A 14,923-nucleotide genomic window follows, 5' to 3' on the forward strand; every position below is an offset into this window, starting at 1 on the left:
TAACCGCCGCCGGCCGGGGGCCGGCGGGCTGCCTGGCGAAGGTGCGGTCACGGACGGGCAGGCGGGCGGCGGGGCGCGGTGGGCTCAGCCGCCGGTGAGGGAGCGCGCGGCGATGCGGGCGACGGCCTGGTGGACGGGGGTGGGGCCGCTGGTGAGTTCCAGCAGGCGCGGGGTGGTGGCGGGCACGGTGAGCAGGTGGGCGAGGACGGCTGCGGCGTCCGGCCGGTCGATCTCGCCGGGGCCGGTGTGTGCGGCGAGGTGGACCAGGCCGGTGCCGGGCCCGTCGCGGAACCAGGCGGGGCGCAGCACGGTGGTGTCGAGGTCGGGGCGGGCCAGCAGGTCCTGGTCGGCTCTGCCTTTGGCGCGCAGGAAGGTTTCCACGAGCGGGTCGGCCGGGTAGTGCGCGTCCGGGTGTGCGCCCATGGCGGAGAGCAGGACGAAGCGGCGCACTTTGGTGAGGCGGGCGGCGTCGGCGAGGGCGAGGACGGCGTCGTGGTCGGCCGGGTTCGCGTGTCCGGGGTCGTCGCCGAGGCCCGCGCCGGCGGCGTAGAGGATCGCGTGTGCGCCGGTGAGGATCTGGGCGAGGCGGGTGGGGGTGGCGGTGGTGAGGTCGGCGAGGGCCGGGAGGGCGCCGGCGGCCCGCAGGGTGGCGGCCTGTTCGGGGCGCCGGATGATTCCGGTCACCCGCAGGCCCTGGTCGGTGAGCAGGCGGGTGGTCAGGAGTGCGACTCTGCCGTGGCCGCCCGCGATGACAACCGGCATGGGGGCACCTTACGGTCCGGGTGTCTGCCGGCCGGGCATCGGCGCGCTCGGCGGGGCCGTACGGGCGGGCGGCGGGGGCGGCGGGCTCAGAGGGCGACGAAGCGGCGGTTGCCGTCGGCGGCGAGGATGCGGCCGAAGCGCATGCCGGGCAGGTGGGCGGCGACGAGCAGGTCGTCGGTGTCGGCGGCCTCGTCGGCGATGCGGTTGCGCACGGCGCGGGCGGCTGCCGGGTCGATGTCCCAGATGACCTGCCAGTCGCGTTCGGCGAACTGGACGACGGAGTGGACGACGTCGCCGAGCAGCAGGGCCCGGCGGCCGCCGGAGGAGAGCACGTAGACGGTGGTGCCGGGGGTGTGGCCGGGCTGGTGGAGGGCGTCGATGCCGGGGGCGAGGGTGAAGTCGGTGTCGAAGAGTTCGAGTTGGCTCTCGATGGGGGTGAGTTTGGCGATGGCTTCGGGGGTTGCGGTGTCGCCGGTGACGAAGTGCTGCCAGTCGGCGCGGTGGGCGCGGTAGGTGGCGTGGGGGAAGACGGGCCGGTCGTGGACGCAGGCCCAGCCGACGTGGTCGAAGTGGAGGTGGGTGAAGACGACGTCGGTGATGTCGGCGGGGGTGACGCCGTGGGCGGCGAGGGAGTCGAGGAGCGCTCCTCCGCGGTACTTGCCGTCGTCGTGGGGGCCGACTCCGGCGTCGACGAGGACGGTGCGTTCGCGGCTGCGGACCAGGAAGCCGCCGAGGGGCAGGGTCAGGGTGCCGTCCGGTTCGCGGTGGTGCTGGTGGCAGGCCCAGGGGTCGTCGGTGCCGGGGCGGGTGAGGATGTCGGCGGCGGTTTCGGTGCCCGTTCCGTCCGTGATCGCCAGGACCTCGATGTCGCCGATCCTCATGTGTGTCCCCTCCTGTGGCCGGCCGTCGGTGTGCCCGCGGCGGACCGGGGGTCCGTGCACGGGCTGTCGGCTGCAACCGCCTGGGGCGGTGCGGGATTCCCGCGGGCGGTGTACGGGGGGCGGGCCCCGCCGTCCCTTGCCCTGGGGGACGGCGGGGCCTTCCTACCACCCTGCGTCAGATGGCTTGTCGGGGTCCTGCCCGGTGGTTGCGCTCAGGCGGGGGCGAGGACGGGGGCCGGCGCGGGGGCGGCGGGCGCGGGCGCGGGGGCGGGGCGGGTGAGGCAGTCGTCGGTGAAGGCGAGGGCGCGCAGGTGGTAGGGGCGGGCGGCGTGGCCGAGGGAGAGGTTGTGGCCGGCGCGGGGGGCGGTGGCCAGGTGGGCGAGGCCGGTGGGGAAGGCGGCGGTGAGGGCGGTGCGGGAGGCCGCGTCCAGGCGCCACCAGTGTTCGTGGTCGGCGAGGGTGAGGCGTACCGGTACCTGGATGCGGGCGGCGAGGGTGGTGTAGCGGGTGGGCCAGGTGGCCAGTTCGCGGGATTCGAGGGCGGGGACGGGGGTGAGCAGGGTGCGGGCGGCGTGGAAGGTGCCGGGCGGGTAGAGGTTCAGGGGGCCCCAGTTGAGGCGGCCGCCGCCGGCGAGGTCGTCGGGGCGCTCCCACGCGCCGGGGGCGTAGTGCTGGGCGAGGCCGGAGATGTCGCAGCCGAGCAGGGGCAGGTGGGGGTCGGCGGGCCAGTGGGCGGCGAGCTGGAGGGCGATCTTGCCGCCGAAGGAGTGGGCGAGGAGTTGGACGCCGGCGCCGGTGTGGTGGGCGCGGGCGTAGTCGGTGAGGGCGGCGTGGAGGGTGGCGGCCTGGTCGGCGATGAGCTGGCCGTGGGGCAGGCGGCGGGCGGAGGCGCCGTGGCCGGGGCGGTCGATGGCCAGGACGGTGTAGCCGAGGTCGGCGGCGAGGGTGAGCAGGCTGGTGTCGGGGTGGGCGGGGCCGGCGAAGTAGGCGGCGCGCATGCCGCGGCCGTGGATGGCGAGGAGGACGGCTTTGGGGGTGCGGCCTTCGGGTTCGGCGACCAGTGCGGACAGGGGGATGCCGTCGGCGTCGAGGACCAGGGAGCGGGTGCGCAGGTCGTGGTTCACGCGGCTGCTCCGGTGCGGGCGTTGTCGAGGTCGGCGAGCCAGGTGTCGAGGTCGGGGTTGCGCATCAGGGAGGTGCCGATGAGCAGGGCGGCGTAGCCGGCGTCGAGGAGGCGGGCGGCGTCGTGGGGGTGGGTGATGGCGGAGGCGGAGACGGGGGCGCGGCAGCCGGCTGCTCGCAGGGCGGGCAGCAGGCGCAGGCTGCGGCCGAGGTCGCCGTGGTCGCGTTCGCGGGTGCGGATGTCCTTGTTGTTGACGGCGACGACGCAGTCGGTGATGCGGGGCAGTGCCTGGAGTTCGTGTTCGTCGGTGATCTCGACGAAGGGGGTCAGGCCGAGGTCGAGGGCGCAGGTGACCAGGCGGCGCAGGGAGGTGGCGGGCAGCAGGGCGGCGGTGAGCAGGACCGCGGAGGCGCCCAGGGCGCGGGCGGCTTCGAGTTGGGCGGGGCGGGTGAGGAAGTCCTTCTGGAGGACGGGCAGGGTGGTGGCGGCGGTGACGTCGCGCAGCAGGCGGGGGGTGCCGCCGAACCAGCGGCCGGTGACCACGGACAGGCAGGGGGCGCCGGCTTGTTCGTAGCGGGTGACGAGGTCGGTGACGGTGCGTTTGCCGAGGAGGTCGGTGCCGTGGGGGTCGCGGAGTTTGACTTCCATGACCAGGGGGCGGGTGGCGGTGAGCAGCGCGTCGATGAAGCTGGGGCTCATGGGTGCGTCTCCTGCAGGCGCGGGTGCCAGGCGCGGGTGAGGGCGGTGACGGCTTCGTGGGTGAAGCGGCCGGTGCGGTCGCGGGCGGCGGAGTCGATGTCGGCGCCGGCGTAGAGGGGGTGGTCGGTGATGGTGCGGTAGGTGTCGCGGTTGGTGGTGTTGAGGCCGCCGGCGAGGAGGAAGGGGATGGTGAGCCGGGGTAGCAGGGCGTGGACGTGGGCGGGGTCCAGGGGTTGGCCGGTGGAGCCGACGCGGCCGTCGTCGGTGACGGTGTCGAGGAGGAACAGGTCGCAGCCGGCGCGTTCGAAGGCGCCGGTGAAGGCGCGTTCCAGGCAGCGTCCGCGGGAGAGGTGGAGGACTTTGACGAGGACGGCGTAGGGCAGGTGTTCGCGTAGTTCGGTGACGAGGGTGGGGCTCTGGTAGGCGTGGAGCTGGATCCAGCGGATGCCGGTGGCGCGGGCGAGGGCGGCGAGGGTGGGGGCGTCGTCGAGGAAGGTGACGAGGACGGGTTCGAGGCCCAGGCGGATGGCGGTGGCGGCGAGGTCGGCGAGGCGGTCGGCTTCGAGGTCGGCGGGGCCGTCGGGGATGCCGTGCCACAGGCCGACCAGGGTGGGGCCGGTGTCGGCGAGGAGGGCGAGGTCGGCGCGGGTGCGGGCGCCGCAGACTTTGAGGTGGCCTGGGCGGTGGGGGGCCAGCAGGGCGGTGGGGGCGGTCATTTGCCCAGTCCCAGCATGGCGGCGATGCGGTTGTACTGGATCTCGTTGCTGCCGGAGTAGATGGTGCCGGCGACGGCGTTGCGGACGTCCTTCTCCAGTCCGTATTCGGACATGTAGCCGTTGCCGCCGAAGACCTGGACGGCGGCCAGTGAGGTGGCGAGGTTGGATTCGCTGGTGAGGAGTTTGGCGATGGCCATGTCGACGGTGACGTTGTCGCCGGCTTCCAGGCGCTGGGCGGTGTCGTAGAGCCACTTGCGGGCGGTTTCCAGGCGGATCTTGGTGTCGACGATCTTGTTGGCGACCGACTGGTAGGAGCCGATGGGTTTGCCGAAGGACATGCGGGTCTTGGCGTAGTCGAGGCAGCGGGCGAGGCGGTGCTGCATCTCGCCGGTGTTGACGATGAAGGTGTAGAGGATTTCGCGTTTCATGACGTGGTCGAGGACGAGGAAGCCGCCGCCGACGCGGCCCAGGACGCGGTCGGCGGGTACGCGCACGTCGTCGAGGTAGAGCTCGGAGAGGGGGGAGGTGCGCAGGCCCATCTTCTTGATGGGGTTTCCGGTGGTGAGGCCGGGGGTGTCGGCGTCGAGGAGGAAGGCGGTGACGCCCAGGGCGCCGCCTTGGGGGTGGGTGCGGGCGTAGACGACGATGACGTCGGCGACGGGGCCGTTGGAGACGAAGGTCTTGGCGCCGTTGAGGATGAAGTGGTCGCCGTCGCGCACGGCGCGGGTGCGCATCTGCATGGCGTCGGAGCCGGACTCGGACTCGGTGATGGCGTGGGCGCCGATGGCGTCGCCGGAGGCGATGCGGGGCAGGTAGGCGTCTTTGAGGACGGGTGAGCCGAAGGCCTGGAGGGGGACGCCGGTGGAGGCCATGGAGGTGGTGACGGAGAAGTTGAGGCCGCCGTCGCGGCAGGTGTGGCCGAGGCCTTCGAGGACGTACATGGTGGTGAGCAGGGACTGGCCCAGGCCGCCGTAGCGTTCGTCGAAGGGCAGGGAGAGGATGCCGGTCTTCTGGATCATGCGCCACTTGTCGTGGGAGAAGGCGGCCTGTTCGTCGCCTTCGATGTGGCCGGCGCTCAGGTCGTCGCCGAAGCGGGCCAGGCCCTCGCGCAGGGCCGTCTGGTCGGCGTTCCAGCGGATCATGGGGTGTGCCGCCTTCCTCCCGGGCTGTCGTTGTGGGGCCCGGGGTGGCAGGCCGGCGCTCGGGGGCGCCGGCTCACGTCGGTTCCAAGGGCCCGCCGCGGGGGCCCGGGCCCCCGGGGCGGGGGCGGCGGGCCCCGGTGGGGGCGCGGGGTGCCTAGTAGGCGGAGGAGGAGTGGGCGTCGAGCTGGTGGACCTCGTCGCCGCGCAGGGCCGGGGAGAAGACGCACACCAGGCGCAGGTCCTCGTCGGGGCTGGCGACCAGGTAGTGGGCGTCGTGCTCGTCGAGGGCGTAGAGGCGCCCGGGGGTGATGGGGTGGGAGGTGCCGTCCATGTCGATGACCTCGCCGGAGCCGGCGATGCAGTAGCAGGCCTCGAGGTGGTTGCGGTACTCCAGGCGGGACTTGGTGCCGGCGTTGACGACGGTGTCGGTGAGGCTGTAGCCGAGGCCGTCGCTTGCCACCAGGAAGCGGCGGGACAGGCCGTTGCCCCACTCGACGGTCTTCACGTCGGCCAGGTCGCGGATCAGCATGCGGGTTGTTCCTCTCGGGTCGTGGTGCCGGGGGTGGTGGGGGTGGTGCCGGGTCCGCCGGGTCCGCCGGGTCCGTGCGGGTGGGCGGGGCGGAGGTCGGTGAGGAAGGCCTTGAGTTCCGTGACGGGGTCGAGGCCTTCGGTCAGTGCGTGTTCCACGCGGGCGACGGCGGCGGAGCCGACGATCGCCGCGTCGGCGCCGCAGGCGGCGACGGCCTGGAGGTCGGCGGCGGTCTTGACGCCGAAGCCGACGGCGACGGGTGTCGCGGGGGCGGCGGTGCGCAGCGCGGTGACGGTGGTGGTGAGGGTGTGGTGGCCGGTGGCGGGGGTGGTGCCGGAGCGGCCGTAGTGGGCGACGAGGTAGACGTAGGCGCCGTGGGCGTCGCGGGCGGCGGTGTGGAGGGTCTGGGGGGTGGAGGCGGGGTAGCAGGTGGTGACCTGGGGCAGGCCGGTGTCGTGCAGGGCGGCTTGCCAGGTGGGGCGCAGGCGTGGGGGCAGGGCGTGGACGAGCAGGGCGCCGGCTCCGGCGGCGGCGGCGCGGCGGGCGGTGTGGGTGGGGTCGCGGTGGCGCAGGCTGTGGCTCCAGTCGGCGAGCAGGACGACCTTGAGGTGGTGCAGCCGGGGGGTGAGGTCGGCGAGGGTGTCCAGGACGGTGTCCAGGGTGGTGCCGGCGTCGAGGGCGCGGGCGGCGGAGCGGCGGATGACGGGGCCGTCGGTGGGTGAGTTGGGGAAGGGGACGGCCAGTTCGAGGACGTCGACGTGTTGTTCGTCGAGCATCAGGGCGAGGTCGGTGAGGCGGTCGGCCGGGTCGCCGGCGTTGAGGAACAGGGCCAGGCCCAGTCGGCCGGGGGGGAAGAGGGGTTCAGGCACGGGTGGCCTCCTGGCGGTGGGCCGGCCGGGTGATGTGGATGGCTTTGGCCGCTGTGGTGGCGAGGCGTTCGGCCAGGGCGCGGGGGGCGCCGTCGGTGAGGGCGTCCAGGGCGGTGGTGTAGGCGGTGTTCCAGTGGGTGTGGCGGCCGGAGGCGAGGGCGAGGGCGGCGGCGTTGAGGGCGATGGTGTGGGTGGCGGTGTCGCCGGCCTGTGCGGCGAGGGCGCGCAGGAAGTGGCCGGTGAGGTCGTCGGGGTGCGGGGCGAGGTCGGTGAGGGTGCCGGTGCGGGGGGCGAGGGAGCCGGCGGGCAGGTGGATGGTGGCGGTGGGGGTGTGCAGGGTGTTGTCGGCGAAGGGCAGGAGTTCGTCGGCGCCGGCGTTGTTGTGGGCCAGCCAGATGGTGCGGGTGGTCACGTGCGGGGCCAGGGGGCGCAGTGCGTCGAGGGCGGTGGGGGTGGCGACGCCGGTGAGCTGGGCGGTGACGGGGACGGTGGCGATGAGGGGGCCGAGGGTGTTGAGGAAGGCGCCGAAGGGTTTGAGGGTGAGCGGGTAGAGGGTGCGGGCCAGGCGGGTGAGGGCGGGTGGGTAGACGTGGGGGCCGGCGAAGGCGATGCCGTGGTGGGCGAGGTGGTCGGCGGTGGCGGTGTGGCTGGGGGTGAGGGTGATGCCGAGGCGTTCGAGGAGGTCGACGGAGCCGGCGGTGCTGGTGTAGGCGCGTGAGCCGGTCTTGACGACGGGGATGCCCATGGCGGCGGCGGTCAGGGCGGTGGCGGTGGAGAGGTTGAAGGTGGCCGGTCCGCCGCCGGTGCCGACGATGTTGACGCTGCCGGGGTGGGTGGGGCCGGGGTGGGGGGTGCGTTCGGTGAGGGAGGTGAGCAGGGCGGTGAGGGTGGCGGGGTCGGGCAGGCGGGTGGCGAGGGCGGCCAGCAGGGCCGCTGCCTGGGCCCGGTCGCTGTCGGCCGGGCCCAGGGTGCGGTGTTCGAGCTGGTCCCACCACGAGCGCCAGGCCTCCAGGTCGACGGGGCGGGCGGCGAGGAGCGCGGTGAGGGCCGGGTGCATCGTGGTCAGCCGCCCACGGTGACGGTGGCGGTGGCGGTGGCGCGGCGTTCGGTGATGAAGGCGTCGATGGCGGTGACCGAGCGGAAGTTGTTGGGGTCGAGGTCGGTGTCGTCGACGGGCAGGGTGAAGTGGTCTTCGACCCAGGCGATGAGTTTGAGGACGCCGAGGCTGTCGATGACGCCGTCGGAGAGCAGGTCGTGGTCGTCGGCGAGCTGGTCGGGGGTGATGTCGGGCAGGAACTCCTCGATGAGGAACCGCTTGATCTGGGTGGTGTTGCTCATGGCGGGTGACTCCCTTGCTGGGGTGGATGGTTGCGGGTGTGGGTGTGGGTGTCAGGGCGCGGGGGTGGGCAGGACGGCTTTGCGGTCGACCTTGCCGGTGGCGGTCTTGGGCAGGGGGGTGTCGTGGATGGCGAGTTTTTCGGGGACGGCGGCGCGTGGCAGGTTGCGGGCCAGGTGTTCACGCAGGACGAGGGTGTTGAGGGTGGAGCCGGGGGTGCGCTGGACGGCGGCGTGCAGGCGTTTGCCGGTCAGTGGGTCGCTTTCGGCGGCGACGGCGGCTTCGCGTACGTCGGGGTGGGTGAGCAGGACGCGTTCGATCTCGGCGGTGTTGACCGCGACGCCGCGGACCTTGACCTGGAAGTCGGCGCGGCCGGTGAGGTGGATGCGGCCGGTGTCGTCGCGGGTGACGAGGTCGCCGGTGCGAAACCAGCGGCGGCCTTCGCCGGCGCCTTCGGGCCGGGTGGTGAAGCGTCCGGTGTCGCGGGAGCGGTCGAGGTAGCCGGCGGCCTGGAAGGGGGTGGAGACGTGGAGTTCGCCGCTGCCCGGGCCGTGCAGGGGGGTGCCGTCGCCGGTGGTGATGAGGGTGCGCACGCCGGGCAGCGGGGTGCCGATGGGCACGGGCAGGGCGGCTGCGGCGTCCAGGCGGTCCAGGCGGTGCAGGAAGCTGTCGTTGGTCTCGGTGCAGCCGTAGATGTTGTACAGGTGGGCGGCGGGCAGCAGGGCGGGCAGGGCGGCGAGGGTGCGGGCGTCGATGGCGTCGCCGGTGAACGCGGCGTGTTCGATGCTGTCGAGGACGGTGGTGGTGCCTGCGGCGGCCTGGACGAGCAGGGTGTAGGCGAGGGGGACGGCCTGGAGCACGTGGGGGCGGTGGCGCTTGAGCTGGGTGAGCAGGTGGCGGGCGTTGAGGGCGTGGGCGGGGTCGATGAGCAGGCAGGTGCCGCCGGCGGCGAGGGTGGCCCACACGTCCAGGAGGGCGAGGTCGAAGTTGAGGGGCGCGTAGTTGGCGACGGTGCGGCCGGGGCCGAGGTCGAAGGTGTCGTGGGCCCAGGCGGTGAAGCGGTCCACGGCGCTCTGCGCGAGGGGGACGATCTTGGGCAGGTCGGTGGAGCCGGAGGTGGTGAGCATGAAGGAGGTGCCGGCGGCCAGGGTGGGCGGCGGGGCGGGGTGGGGCAGGGCGGGCAGGGCGGGGGCGTCCTGGCCGAGGGGGGTGAGCAGGTGGCGGGCGCCGGCCTGGGCGAAGAGGGCGGCCAGCAGGGCGGGGGCGAGCTGCGGGGAGGGCAGCAGGAAGGGGCGGCGTTCCATCAGGCAGGCCAGGACCAGGGCGATCGCGCCGGGTGACTTGACGGCGAGCAGGCCCACCGGTTCCCCCGGCGCGAGGTCGAGGGCGGCCAGGCGGGCGCGTTCGGCTTCGGCGGCCTCGGCGAGTTCGGCGTAGCTGACGGTGTGTTCGTGCCACAGCAGGGCCGGGGCGGTGGGCCGGGTGCGGGCGTGGTGGGTGAACGCGTCGGGCAGCGGCAGCGGCGGTGGCGTCGTGTCCGGCGTCGTGTCCGGTGTCGTGCGGGCTGCGGGGGTGGTGGTCATGGGGTTCACTCCCCCGCCGGTGCGATGCGTGCCCAGCCGGCCTTGACGGCGGTGTGGGTGTCGGTGGCGATGGTGAAGCGCACCACCGTGCCCCGGTCGTGGGGCTGGAGGGTCAGGCGCAGTTCGGTGCCGGGGCGGGTGGGGGCGGCGAAGCGGGCGCCGAGGGCGGTGAGGCGGGTGGCGTCGCCGCCGGCGTGGCGGTCGGTGATCTGTTCGGCGGCCAGGGCGACGAGGTGCATGCCGTGGGTGATGGTGCCGGGGAAGCCGGCCGCTTTCGCGGCGTCCTCGTCGAGGTGGATGGGGTTGAGGTCGCCGGAGGCGTGGGCGTAGGCGGTGGTGTCGGCGGCGGTCAGGACGTGGGTGGAGGTGCGGGTGTCGCCGTCGGGGGTGGTGCCCGGGTGGGCGGCGGGCGGCAGGGTGCCGTGGGGTTCGGTGCGGGTGGCGCCCAGGAGGAGGGCGGCGGTGGCGAGGTCGGCGAGCGGGGTGCCGGTGGCCGCGTCGGTGAGGCGGGTGGTCAGGGCCAGGCGGGTGCCGCGGGCCTCGCGGCGTACGGCACCGACCTGGACGGTGACGTCGATGTCGCCGGGGGTGAGGGGGGTGTGGGTGTGGATCTCCTGGGCGAGGTGGATGACGCCGGTGAAGCCGCTGTCGCCGGCGGTCAGGGCGGTGACGGTGTGCTGGGCGAGGGCGTGGGCGGCGACGAAGGGGTGTGCGGGGCTGGCCGCGGCCGGGTGGGGGGCGGGCAGGTGGGCGCGGGCGGCGGCCCGGTAGGCCCTCAGGTCCTGGGCGCTGACGTGCAGGCGGGTGCGCGTGAGCGGCCCGGGCGCGGCGGGTGCGGCGGGTGCGGCGGGTGTGGCGGTGGGGGCGGGTGCGGTCGTGGGTGCGGTCGTGGGTGCGGTCGTGGGTGCGGTCATAGCGGGGTCACCACCAGGGTCGTGTTGTGGCCGCCGAAGCCGAAGGAGTTGGACAGGGCCGCTCCCGGGCGGATCGGGCGCGGTGCGGTGTGGACGACGTCGAGGTCCAGGCCCTCTTCGGTCTTCTCGTGGTTGGCGGTGGGAGGGACGGTGCGGGTGTTCATGGCCTGGATGGCGGCGATCAGCTCGACGGCGCCGGCGGCGCCGATCAGGTGGCCGATGGAGCCCTTGGTGGAGGTGACCGGCACGCCGTGGGGGCCGAACACGGCGCGCAGGGCGGCGGCTTCGGCCCGGTCGTTGGCCACGGTGGAGGTGCCGTGGGCGTTGACGTGGGCGATGTCGCCGGGGGCGAGGCCCGCGTCGGCGAGGGCGGCGCGCATCGCGTCGGCGGCGCCGGCGCCGTCGGGGCGCGGGTTGGACAGGTGGTAGGCGTCCGCGCCGGCGCCGTACCCGGCGAGCAGCGCGTAGGGGGTGCGGCCGCGGGCGCGGGCGTCGGCGAGGCGTTCCAGGACGAGGAAGCCGGCGCCCTCGCCCATCACGAAGCCGTCGCGGTCGGTGTCGAAGGGGCGTGAGGCGCGCTCGGGTTCGTCGTTGCGCAGGGAGTGCGCGCCGAGGTTGCCGAACGCGGCCAGGGTGACGGGGGTGAGGGTGGCCTCGCAGCCGCCGGCGATCACCACGTCCGCCCGTCCGCTTTCCAGCAGCAGCGCCGCGTGGCCGATCGCGTCCGCGCCGGAGGCGCAGGTGGTGGCGATGGTCAGTGCCGGCCCGCTCCACGCCAGGCGCATCGCGATCTGGGCGGCGGCGGCGTTGGGCATGGTGACCAGCGGCATCAGCGGGGAGACCCGCAGCGGCCCGTGCTCGGTGTACAGGGCGGACTCGCGGTCGCTGGTGGTGCGTCCGCCCACCGCGGTGCCGACCACGATGGCGCTGCGTCCGGGCTGCGGCTGGGGGTGGCCGGCGTCGGCGTGGGCGGCCAGCGCGGCGAGGGTGCCGTAGTGGGCGAACGGGTCGAGGCGGCGGGCGTCCTTGGCGGGCAGCCGTTCGTTGTCGGGCAGGGCGGTGACCTTGCAGCCCAGGCGTACCCGGTGGCGGGCCAGGGCGGGGTCGGTCAGGGCGGTGGCGGTGGAGCGCCCGGAGGCGACGGTGCGCCACAACTCCTCGACGGTGTGGCCGGCGGGGCTGACCACGCCGAGGCCGGTGACGGCGATGGGCGGCCGGTGGTGGGGGGCCATGGCTTCGTCTCCTTTGCGCTGCGCGCGGGTTCGGCGGCGGCGGAAGGCGGGGCGGGTCAGATCAGCCCGGTCTGGGCGGCGGCGGTCAGGAACGCGTCGGCGGCGAAGTCGATGTCGGCGGCGGTGTGACGGGCGGTGACCGCGATGCGCAGCCGGGCGAGGTCGTTGGGCACGGCGGGGGTGACGACGGGCAGGCCGATGACGCCGGCCTTGCGGCAGGCGGTGGCGTAGTCGTAGGCGGCGTCGTCGGAGCCGGCGATGACGGGCAGCACGGCGGTGGTGGAGTCCATGGTGGAGATGCCGGCGTCGTTGAGGCGCCGGCGCAGCCGCTGGGCCTGGGTCTGGGTGTGGGTGACGCGTTCGGGTTCGCGGCGCAGGATCCGCAGGGACTCCAGGGCGGCGCCGGTCTGGGCGGGGCCGAGGGCGGCGGAGAAGAGGAACGGGCGGGCGGCGTAGCGCAGGTGGCCGATGAGGTCGTGGCTGCCGGCGACCCAGCCGCCCATGGAGGGGATGGCCTTGGAGAGGGTGCCGAGTTTGATGTCGACGCGCACGGTGTGCCCGAAGTGTTCCTCGATGCCGCCGCCGGTTTCGCCGATGACGCCCAGGGCGTGGGCTTCGTCGACCATGAGCAGGGCGTCGTAGCGGTCGCAGACCTCGCGCAGTGCGGGCAGCGGGGCGATGTCGCCGTCCATGGAGTAGACGCTGTCGACGATGACCAGGCGTATTCCGGTGGGGGAGGCGGCCTTGAGGCGGCGTTCCAGGTGGTCGACGTCGTTGTGGCGAAAGCGGGTGACGGTGGCGCCGGACAGGCGGCAGCCGTCGACGATGGAGGCGTGGTCGTACTTGTCGATCAGGACGGTGTCGCCCTGGCCGACCAGGGCGCCGACGGTGCCGACGTTGGCGGCGTAGCCGGAGCCGAAGACCAGGGCGCGTTCGCGGCGGGCGAAGCGGGCGACCTCCGCTTCCAGTTCCTCGTGCAGGGGGATGGTGCCGGCCAGGGCCCGTACGCCGTGGTTGCCGGTGCCGTAGACGTCGACGGCGGCTTTGGCGGCGGCCACCACGCGTTCGTCGCCGGCCAGGCCCAGGTAGCTGTAGCCGGACATCATGAGCAGGCGTTCGCCGTCGAGGTCGCAGTAGGCGCTGTCGCGTTCCATCGTGTAGGCGACGAAGCTGTTGCGCCGGGAGGAATCGGGCTCCAGTGCGGCCACGCGGGCGTTCGTTGCGGCCAGTTTCGGCTCCAGGCGGTCCCATGCTCCGGTGGCGTTCACGGGCGTTTCTCCTTCACGGCGTCACGGTCTTCACGGTCTTCACGGCTTTCGCGGCTTTCGCGGCTTTCGCGGCTTTCGCGGGCTGTCGGTTCCGGCCCCCCCCCGGGGGCGGCGCCGGGGCCGGGCCGGGTGTTCTCCGGCCGGCATCCGGCCGGTTTCGGGCCGGTTTCGGGCCGGTTTCGGGCCGGTTTTTCGGTCCGGTTTTTCGGTCCGGTTTTTCGGTCCGGTGTCCGCCCGGGGTGTTCGGCGGGGTGTTTCCGGGCGGTTCCGGGTGGCTCCGGGTGGTTCCGGGGAATGTTTTCTCGAAGCGTTCACGCGGGGTGCTCAAGGATGGCTACATTTCTACGGCAGGATGCGCAAGGCGTCCGCAATAGGCGCTTTCCTGGCCTGCAGGAACGCTCTGACGTGCGGAAACCTTGCGTCCACGACGTATTGACCGGCCGGTGGGTATGTTTCCGTTACCGGTGTTGACACCGCGCGATGCGGCGAATGTATGGTCGAAATCCGCTGAAACCGAACAGCTGGTCGGCGGTTTATCGTTCCGATCCGCATGTCCCATGCCGACGGCCCGGTACGGGCCGTCACTTCCGCTTTGACTCGAGGGGGTTGGAGCTCGTGTTGAAAGGCTTCAGGGAAGACGGTGCGTCCGGTAGATCGGGGGCGCGCGCATGCTGATCCGCCTCACCGGTCTGGTGGCCGTCGAGCACGAGGACGGTGCTCCGCAGCACCTGTCCAGCGCCCAGGCCCAGGTGGCGTTCGCCCGCCTGGTGCTGGAGCGTTCCAGCGGCACCAGCCGCGACCAGCTGGCCGACACCATCTGGCCCGACGGTCTGCCCGACACCTGGGCCTCGGCGCTGCGCAGTGTGGTGAGCCGGGTGCGGGCCTTCGTCACGGCCCCCGGCCAGGGGCCCGGTGCGACGCCGCTGATCGCCCAGGGCGGGCGGTACGTGCTGCGTCTGCCCGCGGACGCGGCGGTGGACCTGGAGGCCGCGGCGTCGGCGGTCGGCGAGGCCGGCGAGGCGCTGGCCGCGGGCGGCCACGCGGTGGCCCAGCAGCTGGCCGCGGGTGCGCTGGCGAACCTGCGCGGGGCGTTCCTGCCCGACCACGAGGGCGAGTGGGCGCAGGGGGTGCGCGAGCACGTGGAGGAGTTGCGCATCAGCGCGCTGGAGACGGCGAGCCTGGCGGCCTCGGCGCTCGGCGAGGAGCACCACGCGCTGCGCTGGGCGGACGAGGCGGTGCGCCGTGCCCCGTTCCGTGAGAGCGCCTACCGCTGCCGGATGGAGGCGCTGGCGGCCTCCGGCAACCGGGCGGAGGCGCTGCGCTGCTACCAGCAGCTGCGTCAGGTGCTGGCCGAGGAGCTGGGCATCGACCCGGCGGCCGAGACCCAGGAGCTGTACCTCGCGCTGTTGCGCACCCCGGTGCCGGCGGCGCCGGCCCCGGCGGCGGTGCGGGCGGTGGACCCGGTGCTGATGGGTATCTTCGAGCCCCTGGCGCTGGCCCGTCTGGGCCGCCCGGCCGCCGCCCCGGTACGCGCCGCCTGACCCCGGTACGCGGAGCGCAGCCGCGCCGCTGCCCCGCCGGTCCCTTTTCTCCGGCGGGGCGCGCCGCTTGTCGCCCCGGGCCCTTCCCCGGCCTGCGGGCCGTGCCGCTCCGGTGGGCGCGCCGCCCCCCCTTTTTTCCGCTGCTTGCTGCGCCCCGGGTGTCCCCCTGCGCCGACCCGGGGTGTCCTCCTGCGCCGGCGCCTGCCCTTCCCCGGCCGCGGGGCCCCTCCCGGTTCCCGTTCCGCTCCCCCGGCGCGCGGCGCGGCGCCCCTTTCGGCTCCTGCGCGCGGCCTGCCGTGACACCCGGCTCCCTGCGGGTACGCGGGCG

Annotated in this window: 15 protein-coding genes; 1 reads left to right on the plus strand and 14 read right to left on the minus strand. The window is 74.2% G+C overall.

Annotated features, from left to right (window positions below):
• Window positions 1-84: 84 nt before the first annotated feature.
• The 14 genes from AB0O11_RS21180 to AB0O11_RS21245 form a co-directional block, all read right to left on the minus strand.
• The gene (locus AB0O11_RS21180; RefSeq protein WP_363389041.1) at window positions 85-762 is read right to left on the minus strand and encodes an NAD(P)H-binding protein; all 678 of its coding nucleotides are present in this window, start codon (window positions 760-762) and stop codon (window positions 85-87) included.
• 86 nt (window positions 763-848) lie between these two features.
• Complete coding sequence (locus tag AB0O11_RS21185) at window positions 849-1,643, minus strand: MBL fold metallo-hydrolase (protein ID WP_363389044.1); 795 nt, start codon at window positions 1,641-1,643, stop codon at window positions 849-851.
• 212 nt (window positions 1,644-1,855) lie between these two features.
• A complete protein-coding gene (locus tag AB0O11_RS21190; RefSeq protein WP_363389048.1) occupies window positions 1,856-2,767 on the minus strand; it encodes an alpha/beta fold hydrolase in 912 nt (303 codons plus the stop codon).
• Window positions 2,764-3,465 (minus strand): indole-3-glycerol-phosphate synthase, encoded by a 702-nt coding sequence (locus tag AB0O11_RS21195; RefSeq protein WP_363389051.1) that lies wholly within the window; start codon window positions 3,463-3,465, stop codon window positions 2,764-2,766. Before AB0O11_RS21195 ends, AB0O11_RS21190 begins: the two co-directional genes overlap by 4 nt.
• Window positions 3,462-4,181: an N-(5'-phosphoribosyl)anthranilate isomerase gene (locus AB0O11_RS21200; protein ID WP_363389054.1), complete on the minus strand. Its 720-nt coding sequence runs from the start codon at window positions 4,179-4,181 to the stop codon at window positions 3,462-3,464. Before AB0O11_RS21200 ends, AB0O11_RS21195 begins: the two co-directional genes overlap by 4 nt.
• The gene (locus AB0O11_RS21205) at window positions 4,178-5,323 is read right to left on the minus strand and encodes an acyl-CoA dehydrogenase family protein (RefSeq protein WP_363389057.1); all 1,146 of its coding nucleotides are present in this window, start codon (window positions 5,321-5,323) and stop codon (window positions 4,178-4,180) included. Before AB0O11_RS21205 ends, AB0O11_RS21200 begins: the two co-directional genes overlap by 4 nt.
• A 154-nt stretch (window positions 5,324-5,477) precedes the next feature.
• Entirely contained in the window at window positions 5,478-5,852 is a 375-nt protein-coding gene (locus AB0O11_RS21210; RefSeq protein WP_363389060.1) for an ectoine synthase, read from the minus strand.
• Window positions 5,846-6,721, minus strand: coding sequence for a tryptophan synthase subunit alpha (trpA, locus tag AB0O11_RS21215; protein WP_363389063.1), 876 nt, complete (start codon window positions 6,719-6,721; stop codon window positions 5,846-5,848). Before trpA ends, AB0O11_RS21210 begins: the two co-directional genes overlap by 7 nt.
• Window positions 6,714-7,778, minus strand: a complete 1,065-nt coding sequence (locus tag AB0O11_RS21220) for a hypothetical protein (protein WP_363389066.1) — start codon at window positions 7,776-7,778, stop codon at window positions 6,714-6,716. The genes trpA and AB0O11_RS21220 overlap by 8 nt, the downstream gene beginning before the upstream one ends.
• Window positions 7,779-7,783: 5 nt before the next feature.
• A complete protein-coding gene (locus tag AB0O11_RS21225; RefSeq protein ID WP_363389068.1) occupies window positions 7,784-8,059 on the minus strand; it encodes a phosphopantetheine-binding protein in 276 nt (91 codons plus the stop codon).
• Between the two features lie 51 nt (window positions 8,060-8,110).
• Entirely contained in the window at window positions 8,111-9,640 is a 1,530-nt protein-coding gene (locus AB0O11_RS21230) for an AMP-binding protein (protein WP_363389071.1), read from the minus strand.
• A 5-nt stretch (window positions 9,641-9,645) separates the two neighbouring features.
• Window positions 9,646-10,554 carry a MaoC family dehydratase gene (locus tag AB0O11_RS21235; protein WP_363389074.1) on the minus strand — a complete coding sequence of 303 codons (909 nt, stop codon included), beginning with the start codon at window positions 10,552-10,554 and terminating at the stop codon, window positions 9,646-9,648.
• Window positions 10,551-11,786 (minus strand): beta-ketoacyl-[acyl-carrier-protein] synthase family protein, encoded by a 1,236-nt coding sequence (locus AB0O11_RS21240; RefSeq protein WP_363389077.1) that lies wholly within the window; start codon window positions 11,784-11,786, stop codon window positions 10,551-10,553. Before AB0O11_RS21240 ends, AB0O11_RS21235 begins: the two co-directional genes overlap by 4 nt.
• A 56-nt stretch (window positions 11,787-11,842) precedes the next feature.
• Window positions 11,843-13,054, minus strand: a complete 1,212-nt coding sequence (locus AB0O11_RS21245) for an aminotransferase class I/II-fold pyridoxal phosphate-dependent enzyme (protein WP_363389080.1) — start codon at window positions 13,052-13,054, stop codon at window positions 11,843-11,845.
• 668 nt (window positions 13,055-13,722) lie between these two features.
• Here AB0O11_RS21245 and AB0O11_RS21250 point away from each other — a divergent pair.
• Window positions 13,723-14,595 (plus strand): BTAD domain-containing putative transcriptional regulator, encoded by an 873-nt coding sequence (locus tag AB0O11_RS21250; RefSeq protein WP_363389083.1) that lies wholly within the window; start codon window positions 13,723-13,725, stop codon window positions 14,593-14,595.
• The last annotated feature ends 328 nt before the right edge of the window (window positions 14,596-14,923 follow it).

The sequence above is a fragment of the Kitasatospora sp. NPDC093102 genome, from assembly GCF_040683915.1.
Classification (GTDB): domain Bacteria; phylum Actinomycetota; class Actinomycetes; order Streptomycetales; family Streptomycetaceae; genus Kitasatospora.

What these genes read in the sequence shown, in the direction of transcription:
- AB0O11_RS21180 (WP_363389041.1), bottom strand. Translation starts at nt 762, where the DNA reads ATGCCGGTTGTCATCGCGGGCGGCCACGGCAGAGTCGCACTCCTGACC.
- AB0O11_RS21185 (WP_363389044.1), bottom strand. Translation starts at nt 1,643, where the DNA reads ATGAGGATCGGCGACATCGAGGTCCTGGCGATCACGGACGGAACGGGC.
- AB0O11_RS21195 (WP_363389051.1), bottom strand. Translation starts at nt 3,465, where the DNA reads ATGAGCCCCAGCTTCATCGACGCGCTGCTCACCGCCACCCGCCCCCTG.
- AB0O11_RS21200 (WP_363389054.1), bottom strand. Translation starts at nt 4,181, where the DNA reads ATGACCGCCCCCACCGCCCTGCTGGCCCCCCACCGCCCAGGCCACCTC.
- AB0O11_RS21205 (WP_363389057.1), bottom strand. Translation starts at nt 5,323, where the DNA reads ATGATCCGCTGGAACGCCGACCAGACGGCCCTGCGCGAGGGCCTGGCC.
- AB0O11_RS21210 (WP_363389060.1), bottom strand. Translation starts at nt 5,852, where the DNA reads ATGCTGATCCGCGACCTGGCCGACGTGAAGACCGTCGAGTGGGGCAAC.
- AB0O11_RS21220 (WP_363389066.1), bottom strand. Translation starts at nt 7,778, where the DNA reads ATGCACCCGGCCCTCACCGCGCTCCTCGCCGCCCGCCCCGTCGACCTG.
- AB0O11_RS21225 (WP_363389068.1), bottom strand. Translation starts at nt 8,059, where the DNA reads ATGAGCAACACCACCCAGATCAAGCGGTTCCTCATCGAGGAGTTCCTG.
- AB0O11_RS21230 (WP_363389071.1), bottom strand. Translation starts at nt 9,640, where the DNA reads ATGACCACCACCCCCGCAGCCCGCACGACACCGGACACGACGCCGGAC.
- AB0O11_RS21235 (WP_363389074.1), bottom strand. Translation starts at nt 10,554, where the DNA reads ATGACCGCACCCACGACCGCACCCACGACCGCACCCACGACCGCACCC.
- AB0O11_RS21240 (WP_363389077.1), bottom strand. Translation starts at nt 11,786, where the DNA reads ATGGCCCCCCACCACCGGCCGCCCATCGCCGTCACCGGCCTCGGCGTG.
- AB0O11_RS21250 (WP_363389083.1), top strand. Translation starts at nt 13,723, where the DNA reads ATGCTGATCCGCCTCACCGGTCTGGTGGCCGTCGAGCACGAGGACGGT.